Genomic DNA, 17470 nt, shown 5'->3' on the forward strand with positions numbered 1-17470 from the left:
ACCTTGAAATTCTCAACAAACTCAATCCTTGTTGATTCCAGTCTTGGGCAAACACTGTCATTCCCTTGAACTCTCTAGCCTCGGACGCAGGGTTGACTTTACTTTACCTTGGCACTGTAGCTTAGCTTGATCTCAACTACTTCAATTAAATTTTCTTTCTTGCGTCTCCTTAATCTTTTTCGTTTTATAGAACAATGAATTATGAAGCACCATCAGGCCTTGGGCGACAAAGACCGGAAGGAAAAGGAATAAAAAGCGAAGCGTAGCAAGCGGCTTTATGACGGAAGCTTACGGTCGCACAGAGCCCAGAGGACTAACTTGGTGAGGAATTCAGGGGTAAGAAAAATCATCAGACTAGATAGAAAGATTTTTTCAATGGTAGAATAAGAAAAGAACAGACTCAAACGAATATCCACAGGTATTCGACGTAAATCAATTGAGCTCCACCGTATATTGATTGCTGCAGGCATTTTTGTGAGAAAATAGCAACTTTATCACTAAAAATGAATTTATCCCTGTATTTTGAACAAGCATAGCTTCTTTGAATTCTATTGCAAAATCAATCTCAAATTAATTTAAGTCTTTCATTCCCTCATTTAACTGTAAAGCATTCCCCTTTCATTGATTGGAAAACTGCTTATACTAATCTTTGGAAAAAGATGCGTTCAACCTTCAAGCTTACCCTTATTTTTTTATTTTCTCTAGCAATCTGGACTGATATCCACGCCCAAAATGAGTACATAGACAGCCTGAAAACAGAACTGAAAAACCATCAGAAAAAAGATTCTACGCTCGCACTACTTTATTATAAGCTGGCTTTTTCTCACTTTCAAAGCGATCAGGAAACCACCCTCACCTACTTAATAAAAGCTGAAAAGCTAAGCGATAGTTTAGCTTATGCTGGAGGTAAAGCCAGAACCTTATACCTCAGAGGAATCCTGGAAAGCATTAAATCCAATTATCCTGAAAGTTTAGAATACTTTGAACGCTCCATGAAACACTATGAGCAGATCAATGACCAGGACGGGATTGCGAGCATTTTAACTGCTTTTGGAATTACCCACATGTCGCTTTCCCAATATGATCAGGCTATAAACGCCTATAAAAAAGCTGCTGAAATCTATCAGAAAACAGGAAATGAACGGGAATTGATCACCACCTTAATAAATAGTGCTAATGTTTACTCTGAAACTGGCCGATATAAGGAAGCTATCGCAAACTTCGAGGAGGCCCTCTATCGAAGCAAGGCAAGCCAGGATCATTCCGGTGTAGCATCCGTCCACGCAAATATGGGGGTGATCCATCAGACTCAGGGCAACTACCCTTTGGCTTTGGAAAATTTCAACAAAGGGCTGGAATACCAAAGAGAAACCAAGGACTCCCTAGGAATGGCATTTATGCTTTTTAACCTGGGGGATACCTATGAGCTGTTAAAGAAAAATGACAAAGCAATAGAGTACTTCCAACAGTCTATGGCATTTGCCCAGCAAATGGAGATTAAAAATCTCATCGCGCTCAATAATAGCAGTTTGGGTAATATTTATGTGAGGAAAAATGAATTTGAGAAAGCGCTCATCTATTATCGAATAGCCCAGAAAACCAATCAGGAAACAGGCAATATCAAGCAAATGGCCATGAATCTGGTTTACCTTGGAGAAGTTTACTTGTCGCTCAACAACCCTATTCAAGCCCGTGAGAATTTTTTAAAAGCAAAGGAAATAGCAGAGGAAACAAGCCTGAAAAGTATTATGGCTACCAGCCTCTCGGGATTGGCAGAAACATTCTTAAAGGAAAATGATTACCAGAAAGCTCTGACTTACTCAGAAAAGGCAAAGGTCATTGCCGATGAACTTGGCCTGTTAGAAGCCCAAAGGACATCCTCCGAACAACTTTCTGAGATTTTTGAAAACACCGGTCAGTACCAAAAAGCGTTGGAATACCATAAACAATTCAAAGCCTTCAATGACAGCTTATTCAACAAGGAAAATATTGAGAAAATAACCCAATTGGAATACGAGTATAAGTACAAACAAGCGTTGGATTCTGCCAATATCAGAGAGCTCAAACTCACCAAAACAGTATTGGACACCTCTCAGGATCTGGCAAAAACAAGGCAAAACTACCTCTGGGCTGTTATTGGTATTTTATTGGTATCCCTTGGGTTGGGGATTGTAATTTTCTATCAAAAACTTAAAAACGAAAAAACGAAAACAGCCACAATCATTGTAGAACAAAAGCTTCTGCGATCTCAAATGACTCCCCATTTTATCTTCAATTCCTTATCGGTTTTGCAGGGAATGATTTTAAATAAAGAAGAGCAAAAATCAATCAGCTACCTTTCTAAATTTTCAAGATTATTGCGCATAATCCTGGAAAACTCCAGGGATAAAATGGTATTGCTCTCCAATGAAATTATTGCGGTAGAAAATTACCTGGCGCTACATAACCTTGAAGACCATCAGTTCCAATATTCCATCACAGTGGATGAGCAAATAGACCAATCCTCCATTGGAATTCCTCCTATGCTAATCCAACCCTTTGTCGAGAATGCCATAGAACACGCCTTCACGGAACTACACGAGGAACGTAAAATAGAAATTCATTTGGGTTTTATGAATGAAAAGCTCATCTGCACTATCGCTGACAATGGAATAGGGATTGATTCCCAAAAGAAACCTAATGAAAACGGCAAAAAATCATTGGCTACCACCATTACCAGAGAGAGACTTAAGATATTATCAAAAGACTTTAACATGAAGGGACAAGTCAGCATTGAAGACCGTTCCAAATATCAGGAAGAAGGAACCATCGTGACATTGACGATTCCCTATAAACAAAATCAAGAAGCATGAATGCACTGGTGATCGAAGACAAGGCTTACATCAGAAAAGCTCTGATCAATTTACTCCAATCCACAAGTCCGGAAGTAAACATTATTGGGGAATGTGAATCGGTCAAAGAAGCAGTGGTGGTTGCCAAAGCCTGCAAGCCGGATCTGGTTTTTCTGGACATCAATCTCTCTGATGGTACAGGCTTTGATTTTTTGGACCAAACCGAGCATCTGGAATTCAAAGTAATTTTCACCACTGCCTATGAGGAATTTGCGCTTCAGGCATTGAAGATCGGGGCAGTGGATTACCTTATGAAGCCAATAGATCCTGAGGAACTTCAGATTGCATTGAACAAAGTCACTAACAAATCAGCTGTCGAGCAAAAAGAACAGATCAACTGGGTAAAAAAAGTATGGAATCAGGATGAAGCTACTTTGGTACTTTCTCTGAGTGATAGCTTTCAGGTAATTAATCTACATGAATTGCTGTACTGCGAATCAGACAAAGGCTACACCACTTTTCACCTGTCTAATGGCAAAAAGTACATGGCTTCCAAACCCATCAAGGCCTTCGAAGACCAACTTGAAAAAGTGAACTTCACCAGAGCCCACCAATCTTTTATGGTCAACTTGAAGTTTATCGACAAGTATGATAAATCCGGCACGATTTACCTGATTAATGGAAAGCAAATCCCGGTTTCCTTCCGCAAAAAAGAGACCTTTTTAACCAGGTTTCTGGAATTCAACAATCACTAATCCTCCCCATTTTTTTCTAAAAACCTACAAATCTAGCAACTTCACAAAAACGGAATTAGCCCCTCGAATGACTTTTATGAATTAGGGGTTGACGAATATATACTCCCTATTTTTTCGTCCATTCCTTCTTCGCACTTTGATTAAAAGAAAACAATTCTTTCACCGCCCGCCCATAAAAGGCAGAAGCGCTTCATTTTAAGAATTGACCTGAAAAACTATTAATCAACGAAAAACAACATGGAACAAATCAAATCAAGACTGGGGCAAGGTGGACTACTACTTGCTGCAATGGGCATCTTATCTATGGTGCTTGCAATATTCAACTACAATTTCAGGCTGCTCTCCTGGGTAGACATTTGGGGAAATGGAATGGGCTGGGTAATCCGAATCTTTTTGATCGGTATAGGTGGAGCATTGTTTTTTCTCTACGGTAGAGAAAGTGAAGAGTAAGGTTCTTATCCCTCGCATCTCAAATTGAACCTACCTGGCCAGAGTGGCCTAACCCGGCGTCACACCTTAGAATAATTAAACAGCACCTGTGCGGAAGGCCGTCAACTGCGAGATGTTCCTGATGCAACCCCATAACGATCATAGGGAAGGAACAGGCAATCCTGCTCCCCTAGTCACAGGAAAGGTTATCACTAGTAAAAAACAACTAATCAACAGATGAAAAATCATATCGTATTATTCGCACTTGTACTGATTGTACTAGTTTCCGGCTGTGGTGGAAATCCCAGCGACCAAAAGGCAACAGAAGAAGGGTTTCTTAAAATTCAGGATGCGCTAAAGGAAAAATTCGGAAATAAAGCTTTTTACACCGAATTAAACATAAGCTACTACGAGGATATAGGAATGGTTATCGGGGTTACAGTTACAAATGAACCCGAATCACTTAAAATGGGCCAATGGAGCCTTTCTCAGAATTCATGGACCCAAACCTCGGAAATCTCATTGGAAGTCCCTGAAGGCATGCAAGCCTCAGACTATATGTTTCAATTGGGGGACCCCATCGATCTAGGCCTGCTGGGAAGACTGATTGAGGAATCGAAGGATAACCTCGAATCAGAAAAGGATATTCCAAAACCTGCCTTCCAGCTTGCCTGGGTAAAAATCCCCAAAGACGGAGTTCGATCCAAAATAGAATACCTGGTCAAGTTACAACCGGAAAATGGCGGAACCACTTTTACCTATAACTACAACTTAAACGGAGAACTGATAGACCTGTTCTATTAGGATTTTCACAGTCTTTTCAATACTAAAAGGCATTTCATTTTAGCCTCCAAGAAAAGGAAACCACCTCTTTTTCAACTAATTAAAACTGAAAATTCATCTGTAAAAATAAAGAGCAGACTTTTAAATGAACTAAAGTCAAAACATAAATCATGAATACTAACCTACCATATTATCCTCCAATCCATCCTAAAAAGTCCTCAAAAAAGCGGGATGAAAAATGGGATGATGCAATGGCATTTTTCAGGATAGGTAACTTTAAACAAGTAATACCTACCCTTCTGGACTATGTAGACGGCGACTTAGACAGCAAAAAAATCGAAAACAGTTATGAGATTCCCCATGGATCTGTGGTGGTTTGTATTACGCAAACCGAGGATGAGATCGTAATAAAATGTCCTTTTTTAGCTATTGAGAATGCCAAAAAAGTCCCTTTAATGCGACGTTTGGCAGAGCTGAGGATGCACCCCCTTAATTTGGCCACTATAGTAATCGAGAACAACCTGGTCTTTTTTACTTTTTCCTGTCCCCTACAACTATGTGAACCTTATAAAATCTATGCAGTCCTTCGCGAGATATGTCTTTATGCCGACAGTTACGACGATGAACTGATCGAGAAATTTGGAGCTGAGCATTTAAAAGCCCCTTTGATCCACCCATATCCGGGAGATCAAAAAGAGGAAGCTTTTTCCACTATAAAAATAATAGTAGACGAAGGTATCCATCGATTTGACTACTACATGGAAAAACGCCAAAGTTCCAATGCATGGTACAGCCTGAATAGTACGCTCAAAAAAATTGAGTTCTACGCCGAACCCCAAGGCTATCTGAGAACCCTGCTCGAAAAGGCTGTGAATGGCATCCAAGACAGCGCTGAACCCTTCCAATCAAGATTACTCCAAGGCAGAGCCAGCCTTGAAAAGCTGAAAAACTACCCGAAGGAAAAGTTTTTTGAAGATCTCTATCAAATTGAAACTTTCATTCCCTACAAATTCAGTGGCAAAAAAGAGAACATCAGAGAAAACTGGGAAGACAGCTATTTGCAGGGGAAAGAAATGATTTCCAACTATCAGTTTGAGGAAGGCTGCAACCTGATGCAATCCTGTTTCTATAGCCTTTTCTATTACAATTTAGTCGATGAAACCATCAGCAAACCACTTACAGATGCCCTTGCTCAGTCCAGTGGATTGGACTGGAACCAGGCAGCTCCGATTTTAATGAACGGGATGGAATCCATCATGGAGGATTCCTTATTCGGTGATGAATTCGGTATGGATTTATCCAAAATCATGGGCTCCCAAATGCAGCAATCCATGGCAGCAATTCAACAGATGATGGCAAATTTCAAGACCAATTAAAGCATGGACATTTTACAAAACATCAGCAATTCGGTATATAAGATCAACACGGCATTTGGTTCGGGCACGGGCTTTTATAGCGCTCAGGATGGAGTGATTGTTACCAATTACCACGTTGTATCAGGAAGTTTAACCGTCTGTGTGGAAGATGGCAAAAAAAACAGGTACTTGGCCAAAGTAATCTTTGCCAATCCTGGAAAGGATATTGCATTTTTAAAGGCTGAGGCCCTTCCTGTACCTATACAATCAGTCCTCACAAAACACACTACAGGCGTATCTACCAGAGACAACCTTTTGGTATTAGGCTTCCCCTACGGCATGCCTTTCACTGTCACCGAGGGTACCGTTTCAAATCCCCGTCAAACCATTGGAGGAAGGGATTTTATCCAAACCGATGCAGCGATCAATCCAGGAAACAGCGGTGGACCCGTAGTGAATGAAAAAGGAGAGTTGTTGGGAATCGTCACAGCTAAATTTGCCCAAGCTGACAACATGGGATTTGCCATTCCTATGGAGACCCTACGCGAAGAACTCGAGATCATTGATCAACTATCCAGTGATTTTTCATTAGGATGTACCAGCTGTAATTCACTGATCATGGAAAAAGCCGGGTATTGCCCCAACTGCGGGGTTGATATGGATGAAAGTTTGTTTGATGAAAGTCCCCTGTCAGACTTCAGTGTCAAGGTGGAAAAAGCTATTCATAAATTAGGAATCAACCCTGTGTTGGCTCGGACCGGAAATGAATATTGGAAATTCCATCTCGGCAGTGCAGAGATCAGAATGTTTGTCTATGATAACAATTACCTCTTTGCCACCTCTTCTTTAAATGAGCTTCCACGAAAAAATCTGGGGGAGATTTACGAATACATCATGGCAGCCGATACAGGAGAGCATAGGCTGTCCATTTCTGACAATCAGATCTTCCTTTCTTACCGGATTCATATCAGCGATCTGTATTCCCAATACGCCGGACAGGTATTGGATAACCTGTCTCAGTTAGCTGCCAAAGCAGACGAAATGGACAATATGTTTGTCAACGATTTTGGGGCAGAAATGACAAAATATAGCCGATAAAAAATATGTAAAAAGTTGCGTAATTTTTATGCACCTGTTGTAACCATTCTGCATATAACAGAACATAAATCAAAGATTCTACCATGAAAAATAAATTCGCCTTCAGTCTGATATTACTTGCATTCATTAATTGTGCTAATGCACAGGAAAAATCAAAGAATGAACAATTATTAGACAGAATTATATTTTTAGCTCAAGAAAATTCTGTGAATACAGAAAAAGTTGATTGGAACATGGTATCTAAAATAATCAAAGAAAATCTAGATATAAAAGATTCATCATCAAATGCACTTGCAATACCAGTACGGTTATTACTTACAGAATTAAATGACTTTCATGGAGCATTGATAATCAATGGTGAAAGATATATGGGTGATGTCAAAAAAAATGATTTTCAACTTCCTTATGAATTGAATCAAGAAATTCCTTCTACATTATATAAAGAATCGTTGGAAGGATATAAAATTAAAGCCGAAATTCTAAGTAAGAATATTGGTTATATAGCAATTCCTGCCATAAATATTGGCAGCGACCAAAATGCTATAGTTTTAGCTACAAACACCATAAGAGATAGTATCTGTAATCTGCTTTCAAAAAAACCCACAAAACTTATCATCGATCTGCGTACCAACATAGGTGGCAATATGTATCCAATGCTATCGGGCTTAGGTTTATTGTTTCCCAATATGCAATTAGGAGGAGACTCAAAAGATGGAAAATCATTTTACTCAGAATGGGAACTAAAAGAGGGAAATCTTTATATGGGAGGAAGTCAGATGACTTCACTTCCAATTAATTGTAAGTGTACTAATAAAATCAAAAAATATGTTGTATTGACAAGTAGATATACTACAAGTTCCGGCGAAGCGGTAGCTTCATCATTAAAAGGTCAGCAAAATATTACGCTATTAGGTGAGCAAACCGCTGGCTATTCATCTACAAATAGTTGGTATCAACTAAGTGATGAAATATTATTTAGTCCAGCAATAGCATACTACATGAGCATGGATAAAACGTTTCATATAAATGGAATATTTCCTGACATTCAAATTGAAGAAGTCTTTGATTTGGACAATTTAAAAGAAGGAAAAACAATAGATAAAGCCATTGAAATTCTAAAATAGGACTGGCTAGAGCAGCTTGTATTGGGAATAACTGATTTAGTGATAAATCAATGAGTCAAGCTTTAGTAAATAATCAATACCATATTTCCTTTTAATAGTCAACTTATTTTAAACTCAAACGGGACTTCAGCCGCATCATTAAACCTATCCCATTAACCCAAGCAAAACTATGCAATGGAAAAATGTAAGTCTTCCTTTCTTGATCCTAATTCTTTTTGGAGCCTGTAAGAGTATGAAACCTAGTGCAGATGACAAATTGGTTTATGCCAGTTTGAAGGAAATAAACTTCCCTTTCAAGAAGGTGAAGTCTGCAGATGGAGCGCATTTTATCACAGAATTTTTGGATGAAAAACAACTTGAGACACTTGCAAGCTGGAAAGGATCCAAGCCTCCGATAAAAAGTCTGCTTCAGTCTGAATGCCTAGGTTGCCCCGACCCTGTGAGCAAGCTATCCCCTATGTACCGCTTCAAAAAAGGAAAATTCATTCATTATGGGTTCAAAAATAGCCTGGGTGTCCAAAATTGGGTTTTCCGCAAAAACGGGGCTTTTATCAGGCAGTTTTATATGTATCAAGGCGATAATCCCAATCAAATCATAGCCGCAATGAGCAATAAGAATCTTGAAGAGTATTCAGTTATTGAAGGCATTTATCCGATTGAAGTCACCAAAAAAGAGGTTTATCAGGAAGTAGTGGAGTACAACAATTCCCAAGCTCTGGAGAATTGGTACTCATCCCCCTTCCCTACCAAACTAGCGATTCTTCAACCCTTTCAAACTAGCAAAGTTGAAGTCCAATATAAATTCAACAGCGGTTTGTATTCCCATCAAGAGACCGATCTTACGGGAAAATTCAAGATCATCAACTTTGTTGAACCTGTTTTTATAGCCAATGCTGTCTCTCAAAATCAACATCCAAGCTACATTTCAAGCACAGACGGTTATTATGCCAATGCCACTTTTTACCTGATCACACTTGACGAGGATGCAGCGCTAAGCATAGAAGTGAATTCAAAAATAAAAGCACAACAATTCAAATTCTCGGTCTTTGAAAATAACGCATATCGCTCCCTAGAGGAATATAGAACACTTCCAGCAGAACTGTTGGAAAGCTATCAGGGCAACTTGAAAAAAGGGGGGTATTTGATTCGCATCATTCACGAAGGGCCCGAATACAGAGAAGAACCCTTATTCAAAATAAAAATCAAAAAAGTCATCCAATGAGCTGTAATAGAAAATGAGCTTTTCACTACAACTTTTGATCGCATCCGCTGTTTTAGCTTCGTTTATTTTGTTGCTGCTGGCAAAGGCAAAGCAGAATATTATCAACTATGTATTGCTCCCCTGCTCCATACTTTTCTTCAGTGCAGCAACTTGGTTTCTAAGCCTGGAATATTCCGGATATCAGAAAAGGAACAAGCTGGATGGGGCATGGGAAATAGACTATATGAGTCAACTTCCGGAAAAGGAGCGCTTTGATAAAGAACTAAGGAGCCTTTCATCCTTACGAAACTATCGCAATGCCTGGAAAGGTTATGAAGCCTTTTTTATGGATTTTGGTAAATATGAAGGCATGCCATTTTCCTATGAGCAGACCATGAAAGATGAAATCTTTTCCCAGATGGAAAATGAGGAATACGGAGAAAGCTACTGGACTAGGGCATTCAATCTGATTTTCAATTATAAAGACAGTATTCAAGACTATCGTAATCTGAATTATGAAGCTGTTTTTGGAATTCCCTCTAAAAATCCAAATCAAGAGATGGAGGATGATTTTGGCGATCTGACTATCCCTGAGAACTACCAGTATTTTGAAAAAGTTAGCCAACTGGAATACCTGGGCCAAAAATTAAGATTTCTGGATAGGTCTCCGAAGCATATAGCCATGCTATGGAAGCAAAACAAGACCTACTTCTATACCTATTTTTCCAAAAACAGGTATGACCACTTGTGCAAACGGGTAGTTGATGAGCTGATTTCTGTGCATAATGAGATAGTTGCAGCTCCTTTCCACCGGGAATTCTATTCGATGTATGATGTATCTGATGAGGGTTTTCTGGACTTTCCTTCCCGTTCATTTACAGAAAATTTCATGTATTCATGGCCATTTAGCTTTTGGGATAGGCGATTTGCTGAAAATAATGACCAAGAGGTATATAGAATCTTAAAAGAAATCCAAAACCATTACCAAAATTAAGATGAAGGGCGCAACTACATTCTTTATTTTAATTGGCCTTTCCTTAGTAGGACTGACATACTATTATTCCTTGCTGTCAAAAAAATTGATAGAACAGGAGAATGAGCGAGCTGATATAGAACAAGTCATTTTGGAAAACAATTTGATTTCCATGGATGATGAAATTGCCGCGCTTCAGCATAACAACTCCGACCCTTACCAGTACATGGAGCTCGATAAAACACAGCTCGAAACGGTCACATACTGCATGGAAAAATTCCAAGGGGAAGGTGAACTTTCACCAGTTTGCGCCACACCCATTTTGAATCTTATTGAAAATGAAATCGGAGAGCTGGGTTCCTTCCTAGCGGTCATAGGCTCAAGCATAGACTATGCTACTATTTCCTATAATTACAGCTTTTTAAATCACTTGTTTAGGGATGATGCCCCCTTATCAGACAGACTTTACTTGGTTCTTTTGAATCGATACAGAAATCCTGAAACACTTCAGAACTCCTTCGATAATCACCGGAAAAATCTCTTTGAAAACATTCCTGCAAGTTTATATCGGAAGGTATTTGAAAAGCAGGTTCATGAATACTTATCCGCCTATGAAGAAATCAAGGGAAAACCCGACAAGGAGGCATTTTTCGAAGACATATACTTCAAAGCAAACAGTCAGAATCTGCATGGAAAGTATAGCAAATACACGTTCTGGAAAAGAAGGGAGTTAGAGAAAAATGAAGAAACAGTGTTGTCCATTTTACAGGAAATAAAAATGCACTACAATGGACTCCAGTAATTTAAATTACATGGGAACCTTACTAAACCTAAAACCATGGAAATAATCCTTATTGTATTCTTGGTAGGCCTGCTTGGTTTCATCTTATACCTTGCCTATAGCTTTCTTAGATGGATAGTTAAGGAAAAGCTCCGGTACGTGGTTTTTCTAAGTCTTGCCATCGTTTTGGTTTTGGGCATTAGCATACACCAACTGTTCTTTGAAAAAATGGAGTTTATCCAATCCCAGGTATACCCGGAACTGTATCTGATAAAAGATCCCAGTAAGGCAAAAGGGGGATTACATCAGGCTATTCAGGAAAAAACACTTGAGCACCTCCGAAAGAATCTACCTGAGCATGAGGTCAGCACACTAGCCACTGACTATTCCATAAAATTTTATGAGTATACCAGGAGTTGGAGCATCAACCTTTTTGCCGATGCAGGAACTTCCTATTTCCTTGAAAACGAAGAAGACCTGGGTGGTTTTGTGGTAGAGGATTTAGGAATGTACAGCAAGCAACTTTTGGCTTCATTTCAATTCCTCAACTGCAACAATGACACAAACAGTCCCTGTGGAGAACTCAGTTATTTCAATGAAGGTCAATTGATGAAAACAGATACCCTACATCAAATCTTCCCTGACTCCCCATTAAGGAAAAAGCAGGACACCCATGAAAACGTAACCGAACTTCATAAGATCCGAGAATTGCAAAATGCATTTACCAATCAAGATGAACTGCAATTTTTAAAACTCTTCCCATCAAACTTTAGCGAATTCAAGGGCTTTTTTGGATGGAATGAAGACCAGGACAAACCAGAAAAACTTTACCAGCAATCCACCAACTACATCACCTATTTTTTTCAATTAATCAAAGAACCGGATTACCAAAAGTTTGACAGCAAGCTTATCGCCATTGCCAAAAACGGAAAATGGCAAGCTGATGCCGTCAATCATTTTCAGGATCAAGCTATGGACTACATCAAACAATCACAGCGATACAACTTGATCAATGAATTGGAATTCGATGAAGCAAAATCAGTCCTCTTTTTTCTCTTTGATGGGCCGCATCCACAGGTTGATTTTGAATTTACCGAAGGGCTGAACAACCACAAAATGCATATTGTCAATGATTTATTTGCCCATGAGATTCAGGATTGGGATCATAATGAACCGATGAAGGAAGACTTAAAAAATTACCTTGAAAATGAGCATTTCTTTATCCGGGATATTGATATAAATAAGGACATGATCCTGGACAAGGTAGTGAGTGCGGTCCCCTATCAGGGAGATGAACTACTGCTCTTTGTCAAGAAGAGCGGAAACTATGAATTTGCCCTAAAAACTAGCAATTTCTCGCAAGACGGGGGCAATCAAATTGTGGATATCAAGGCTCACCAAGAGGGGATTATTGTCCTCACCGCATTTCCTGACCGTGGATTCTCTCAGGCTGAATTCTATATCACATTTAAACAGGACCAGTGGATCTTATCCAAAACGGTTTATAGGGAAAGATCAGGCAATCAAGCAGATGCAGCAATACAGGTTTGCGAAGTGCTGCAGGATTTAGATTTATCGGATCCGGATTTATATATCAAACTCAAGCCGATTCCAGAGGAAGGGGAACGCAGTAATTCTTGTGTCTTTTTATGAATAAGGGAAAAAACATATCAATCAAAAGGTTAACAAAAATCCTTTTGGAATATACCCTCTGGTTCATTGCTTCGGTGACTTTAGGTATATACTACATGTATCTGATTCTGGGACCGCCACTGGAACCTGACAGCCTGATTACAATTGTAGGTAATGAAATCTACTTTTTTGCCCTTACCCGGGTAGGCTTCATCATAGGTAGTATAGTTTTCATTCTATTCCTCCTGGTTGATACTACCCTGTTAAAGTCACATCTCAAGTCATTCCTGCCTCAATTACCAGTACGGATAGTATCCTTACTAGCCCTCACGGTGATGGTGGGTATGATTCATTATCTGTTGGAAAAAACTCTGGATCTAATTTAAAGTCCAAAGAAAGTAAAAATAAGTAGCCATGAAAGTGAGAAAGCCAAATCCCTTAAAAACCAATACTAATCAAATGCAAAAGCCCGCTACTTCCATCCTTATTTTGGGTTTAATTCTGTTGATCTCCTCTTACCAAAAAAAAGAATCAGGAAACGCTGAACAACGTCCTTTGATTGAAGACGCAGCTTCTGCTATCCACACAAAAGACACCCTCTCCCGCTTTCAGCAATATATTTCAGGCCTTAAAACCAGAAACCTACCACATATAGACAGGACAAACTTTGACAGTTTTATCGATGAGGACGATCTGGTAGAAATTGATGAACACGCATTAAAACTTGAAGAAATATATCCGGAAATCCAAAATAAGAACTCGAAGTATTATGTCATTTATGCTTACAGGTTAACCTTGTCTACAAACTTTTACACAGCAGTCGTCACGGTTAGAATCGGGGCTCATGAACTGGAGACCACCCTGATCAACTACAATCTGAATGGCAAAATCATTGCCCATTTACCCATTGCTTATGACGAAATCGCTGAGGAAATAACCCAGATAGGTTCCAGAATAAGTGAAAACAAAATCACAACCCAGCTGATTACTTGGGATCTAATCAAAGAAATAGAAGAGAAAGAGTTCAGGATCCTTCCTGATGGGATGATTGAGGAAGTTAGCACAAAAAAACTAAGTGAGGTAATCGAGGAATACCCGTTGGTTTTGTCCGTATTGGAAGAACTCAAGCTTGACCCTTTGGCTGTTAAAAGCGACTTAATTAGATCAAAGGCCAATCCCCAGAAAAGCAATGAGTTAATCCTAGTGATCCCTGAAATTGTTGAGGAAGGAGAACAATATTTTTCACTCAACAGCCATATCGTATTAGCAAATCCCACTACGGGAGCTGTCACGCACCACTTTTTCGAACCTGCAACTTCCAATCAATGGGTTTCGGATGCGATTGGGCTACAGGATATAAGCCTGGATACCGCCCCGTATCGAGTCAGTGATAAGCTAAGAGCTTTTGGGATTCGGGTTTCCTACCGAGGCATGTCAAGAGTAAATCCTTACACTAATGAAACACTTTCACTCTTTATCAAATCAGGAGATCGCCTCAAAAAAATCCTTTCCAATTTCCCTGTATCGACTTTTTCCGGAGAGTGGAATGGGGACTGTACAGGAGAGTTTTTCGACACAAAAAGCATTTTCATCTTATCTAACGAACAGACCCACGGTTATTATGACCTATTGGTGAAAAGAATGCTTACCCAGACCAGAAACCAAGAAGATGAAGACGGGGAGTGTGATTCCACAGAAAAGATTTCTAACCTAACTACAACCTTAACATTCAACGGCCAGGAATACCTGCAATCCCCAGTCAAACAGTAACGACTTGTAATCTGAATCCAAAATCAAAAACCTAAAATGAACTAATAAAACCACATCATGGAAATCTACATCATCCCAGCAGTATTGCTTTTGATCCTTCTGATCGGCATACTGACCAACAACCGGATCATTGCCAAAAAAAACACGGTATCCCAAGCTTACGGCAGTATTGAAATCTACCTTAAAAAAAGGTTTGACCTACTCCCCAACTTGGCAGCGATGCTCAATAGGTATATGGCCCACGAAAAGGAAATTTTGCTTCAGGTGACCCAGCTACGAAGTCAGGTAGAAAAGGCAGAAGATCCTAAAGAAAACATTGAAGCTTCCAACCAACTGACAAAGCTAATAGGCGGGCTATCAGTGAATATGGAAAGCTATCCGGAACTGAAGGCCGACCGGCAGTTTATCAATTTGCAGTATGAGCTTTCAGATATGGAAGATCAAATTTCCGCAGCCCGAAGAGCCTTTAATGCGGCGGTAGTCCAATACAATAATCAAATCCAGATGTTTCCCGCTAACCTGATTGCCAGCATTCGAAAAGATAGTCAAGAGCCCTTGTTGGAAATTCCCAAAGCAGAACAAAAAGAAGTAAATCTTAATCAACTTTTAAATTAAAACACTATGCAACTATTTGAAAACCTGCCTTGGTACGGGTATGTAATCCTTGCCTTGGGCATTGCCTCCTATGCTTATAAATACTTTAAGATCGGTAAAGCTGAATTCGATAAACCTACCCATCAAAAAGCAAAATTCAAGAAATCATCAGATAGCCAACTTAATAAAGAGCAACTTTTCTCCCTTGCTCTATATACTCCTATTGCAGAATGGTGGGGTGCGGACACCAACACCCTCAGGTTCCTGGATGCAAAGGCTATTCAACCCTATATGAAAGGTTGGGGAATAGATACGCAAACCGATTATTGGAATCTTGCAGAGTATTTCATGAAGGAAGGTCGGCGCTTTTATTTTGATTTTATCCATCAGATGATTCAGACCGAACCGGAAGAAAACTGGGCCGAAGTCGTGAATCAAAAATTTGGTAACAATGAGCAGGCCCAACGTTATTTAAGGCTATTAAGCACGGAGGAATCTTTGGAAAAACTTAAGGAAAAAGGGATTCTCACCTTTGATTCAGAAATGGACCTTGGAGTGTCAGGATATGATGCAGCCATTTTGGTAGGTCAGGCAAGAAAAGCCTTCACTGCTAAACTAATTTCAGAGGAAGATGCTTGGAAAGTCATTGACTTTGCCAAACAATTGGCAAAGAGCAATTTCTCCTCATGGGAAGAATTCGGAAAAAGTTTCGCACTGGGATTGGAAATGGATATGAGGGATGACCATAATAATTACACAGAGGAAATTTTGCATCTCTACAAACAAGCGTTGGAATCCGAATCCAGCCCTTGGAATAACATTAATTGGTCTTAAGCAGCTTATGGAACCCCTACTCATCCGAGAGACCTTCTCCGAAGTTCAAAAATCCCTGATTGATATTCATCTGCAGCGGAAACGAACCCTATTATTTCTTAAAATCATGTGGGGCATCACCGGAATTTATTTTCTAGGGATGTTACTGATGTTGGGAGGTTATTATTTCCCAGCTCTTGCCATTCCCTTTTCACAAATTCTGCCAAGCCCATCCAAGCCTTATACCCAGATGTATTTATTCATGGGGTTGATGGTATTGATCTATGTTTCTTCCTTTTATTTTGTCAGGATATTTCAAAAACTCAAAATAGCTGAAAACAATACCATGGCCAAAATGGCCCAAAGACTATTTCCCGAATTGGAATTCACCCAGGGAGCCAATGCTCCCAAAAAGGAAATTCTAAACAGTAACCTTTTTGCCTGGGTCGATAAAGATAGCCACGTAGTCAGTTTTGGCCAGCTAAGGAGTAAATCCAAAACTTCAGAAATCAACCTAGCTGATATTGGAATACTCGAAAAAAACCTATCCAACACAGCCACAGATGTATTATTACAGATACCGCTCCTGAATATGCTGGTGGCACTTTATCAATACATAGTTAAAAACTTGCTCAGCAATGTACCCAAAGACAGTTTGAATTACTCCTTCAGGGGCATGTTTTGCTGGCTAAGGTTTCAGAAAAAACTAATTGGCCATACCGTGGTGATTCCCAGAAATCAGAATATCAAAATAGATAGATGGGCCAGTTTCAATTTTAGGGATGAAGAGCAGGTCCACTTGGAGGACCCTAGATTCACCGAAGAGTTTATTGTCTATGGTACAGACCAGGTGGAAGCCCGATATGTGATATCAACTGCCTTGATGGAAAGAATATCAGCATTGAAGTCCAAATTCAACCGCCCAATTTTCCTATCTTTTCAGGATAGGCAAATGTATTTGGCTGTAAAAAATGAAAATGGGTTGTTCTCTTTTACCTCTGAAAATTTGAATAGTTTATCAGTAGTTGAAGAGTTGACCAGTGAAATTGAGACTGCATTAAACATTGCAAAAGACCTTAGGCTTTCCGTTTAATGTAACTCAAAAATCCACGTCCTTTGGGCGTGGTCATGTTCTTGTGGGGCTTTGCCCGAAACGCATATGCGGTTGAGAAAAATTTGTGGTGCTTAGCAAAAATCGGGGTTAAAGCCACATCCTTTGGTTGTGGATAGTCCGATTTTAACAAATTTTTTACTCTCAGCTACATAGAACCATCAATTTTTCTTTCGGAGGTTTCCATAATCTTTTTTGTTTTTTGCGGAACAATGAATTA

The 17470-nt window shown here is 39.5% G+C and carries 16 protein-coding genes; all 16 read left to right on the forward strand.

Annotated elements, in window-relative coordinates:
- Positions 1-659: 659 nt before the first annotated feature.
- Complete coding sequence (locus tag SYJ56_RS18760) at positions 660-2852, forward strand: tetratricopeptide repeat protein (RefSeq protein WP_323836809.1); 2193 nt, start codon at positions 660-662, stop codon at positions 2850-2852.
- Positions 2849-3586, forward strand: a complete 738-nt coding sequence (locus SYJ56_RS18765) for a LytR/AlgR family response regulator transcription factor (protein ID WP_323836810.1) — start codon at positions 2849-2851, stop codon at positions 3584-3586. The genes SYJ56_RS18760 and SYJ56_RS18765 overlap by 4 nt, the downstream gene beginning before the upstream one ends.
- A gap of 237 nt (positions 3587-3823) precedes the next feature.
- On the forward strand, positions 3824-4036 hold the full coding sequence (locus SYJ56_RS18770; RefSeq protein WP_323836812.1) for a hypothetical protein: 213 nt from the start codon (positions 3824-3826) through the stop codon (positions 4034-4036).
- Positions 4037-4252: 216 nt separating this feature from the next.
- Positions 4253-4819 (forward strand): hypothetical protein, encoded by a 567-nt coding sequence (locus tag SYJ56_RS18775; RefSeq protein WP_323836814.1) that lies wholly within the window; start codon positions 4253-4255, stop codon positions 4817-4819.
- A 149-nt stretch (positions 4820-4968) separates the two neighbouring features.
- Positions 4969-6174, forward strand: a complete 1206-nt coding sequence (locus SYJ56_RS18780) for a type III secretion system chaperone family protein (protein WP_323836816.1) — start codon at positions 4969-4971, stop codon at positions 6172-6174.
- Positions 6175-6177: 3 nt separating this feature from the next.
- Positions 6178-7251: a trypsin-like peptidase domain-containing protein gene (locus SYJ56_RS18785; protein WP_323836818.1), complete on the forward strand. Its 1074-nt coding sequence runs from the start codon at positions 6178-6180 to the stop codon at positions 7249-7251.
- Between the two features lie 83 nt (positions 7252-7334).
- Positions 7335-8375, forward strand: a complete 1041-nt coding sequence (locus SYJ56_RS18790; RefSeq protein WP_323836820.1) for a S41 family peptidase — start codon at positions 7335-7337, stop codon at positions 8373-8375.
- A 169-nt stretch (positions 8376-8544) separates the two neighbouring features.
- Entirely contained in the window at positions 8545-9597 is a 1053-nt protein-coding gene (locus tag SYJ56_RS18795) for a hypothetical protein (RefSeq protein ID WP_323836822.1), read from the forward strand.
- A gap of 13 nt (positions 9598-9610) precedes the next feature.
- Positions 9611-10570 carry a hypothetical protein gene (locus SYJ56_RS18800; RefSeq protein WP_323836823.1) on the forward strand — a complete coding sequence of 320 codons (960 nt, stop codon included), beginning with the start codon at positions 9611-9613 and terminating at the stop codon, positions 10568-10570.
- Position 10571: 1 nt separating this feature from the next.
- Positions 10572-11351, forward strand: a complete 780-nt coding sequence (locus SYJ56_RS18805) for a hypothetical protein (RefSeq protein ID WP_323836825.1) — start codon at positions 10572-10574, stop codon at positions 11349-11351.
- Between the two features lie 36 nt (positions 11352-11387).
- Positions 11388-12983, forward strand: a complete 1596-nt coding sequence (locus tag SYJ56_RS18810; RefSeq protein WP_323836827.1) for a hypothetical protein — start codon at positions 11388-11390, stop codon at positions 12981-12983.
- Between the two features lie 44 nt (positions 12984-13027).
- On the forward strand, positions 13028-13348 hold the full coding sequence (locus SYJ56_RS18815; RefSeq protein ID WP_323836829.1) for a hypothetical protein: 321 nt from the start codon (positions 13028-13030) through the stop codon (positions 13346-13348).
- A 28-nt stretch (positions 13349-13376) separates the two neighbouring features.
- On the forward strand, positions 13377-14732 hold the full coding sequence (locus tag SYJ56_RS18820; protein WP_323836831.1) for a PA3715 family protein: 1356 nt from the start codon (positions 13377-13379) through the stop codon (positions 14730-14732).
- Between the two features lie 57 nt (positions 14733-14789).
- Positions 14790-15347, forward strand: a complete 558-nt coding sequence (locus tag SYJ56_RS18825; protein ID WP_323836833.1) for a LemA family protein — start codon at positions 14790-14792, stop codon at positions 15345-15347.
- A gap of 6 nt (positions 15348-15353) precedes the next feature.
- Positions 15354-16160: a DUF1266 domain-containing protein gene (locus SYJ56_RS18830; protein ID WP_323836835.1), complete on the forward strand. Its 807-nt coding sequence runs from the start codon at positions 15354-15356 to the stop codon at positions 16158-16160.
- A 7-nt stretch (positions 16161-16167) separates the two neighbouring features.
- Entirely contained in the window at positions 16168-17232 is a 1065-nt protein-coding gene (locus SYJ56_RS18835; RefSeq protein ID WP_323836837.1) for a DUF3137 domain-containing protein, read from the forward strand.
- The last annotated feature ends 238 nt before the right edge of the window (positions 17233-17470 follow it).

The organism is Algoriphagus aurantiacus, assembly GCF_035156405.1.
Lineage (GTDB): Bacteria > Bacteroidota > Bacteroidia > Cytophagales > Cyclobacteriaceae > Algoriphagus > Algoriphagus aurantiacus.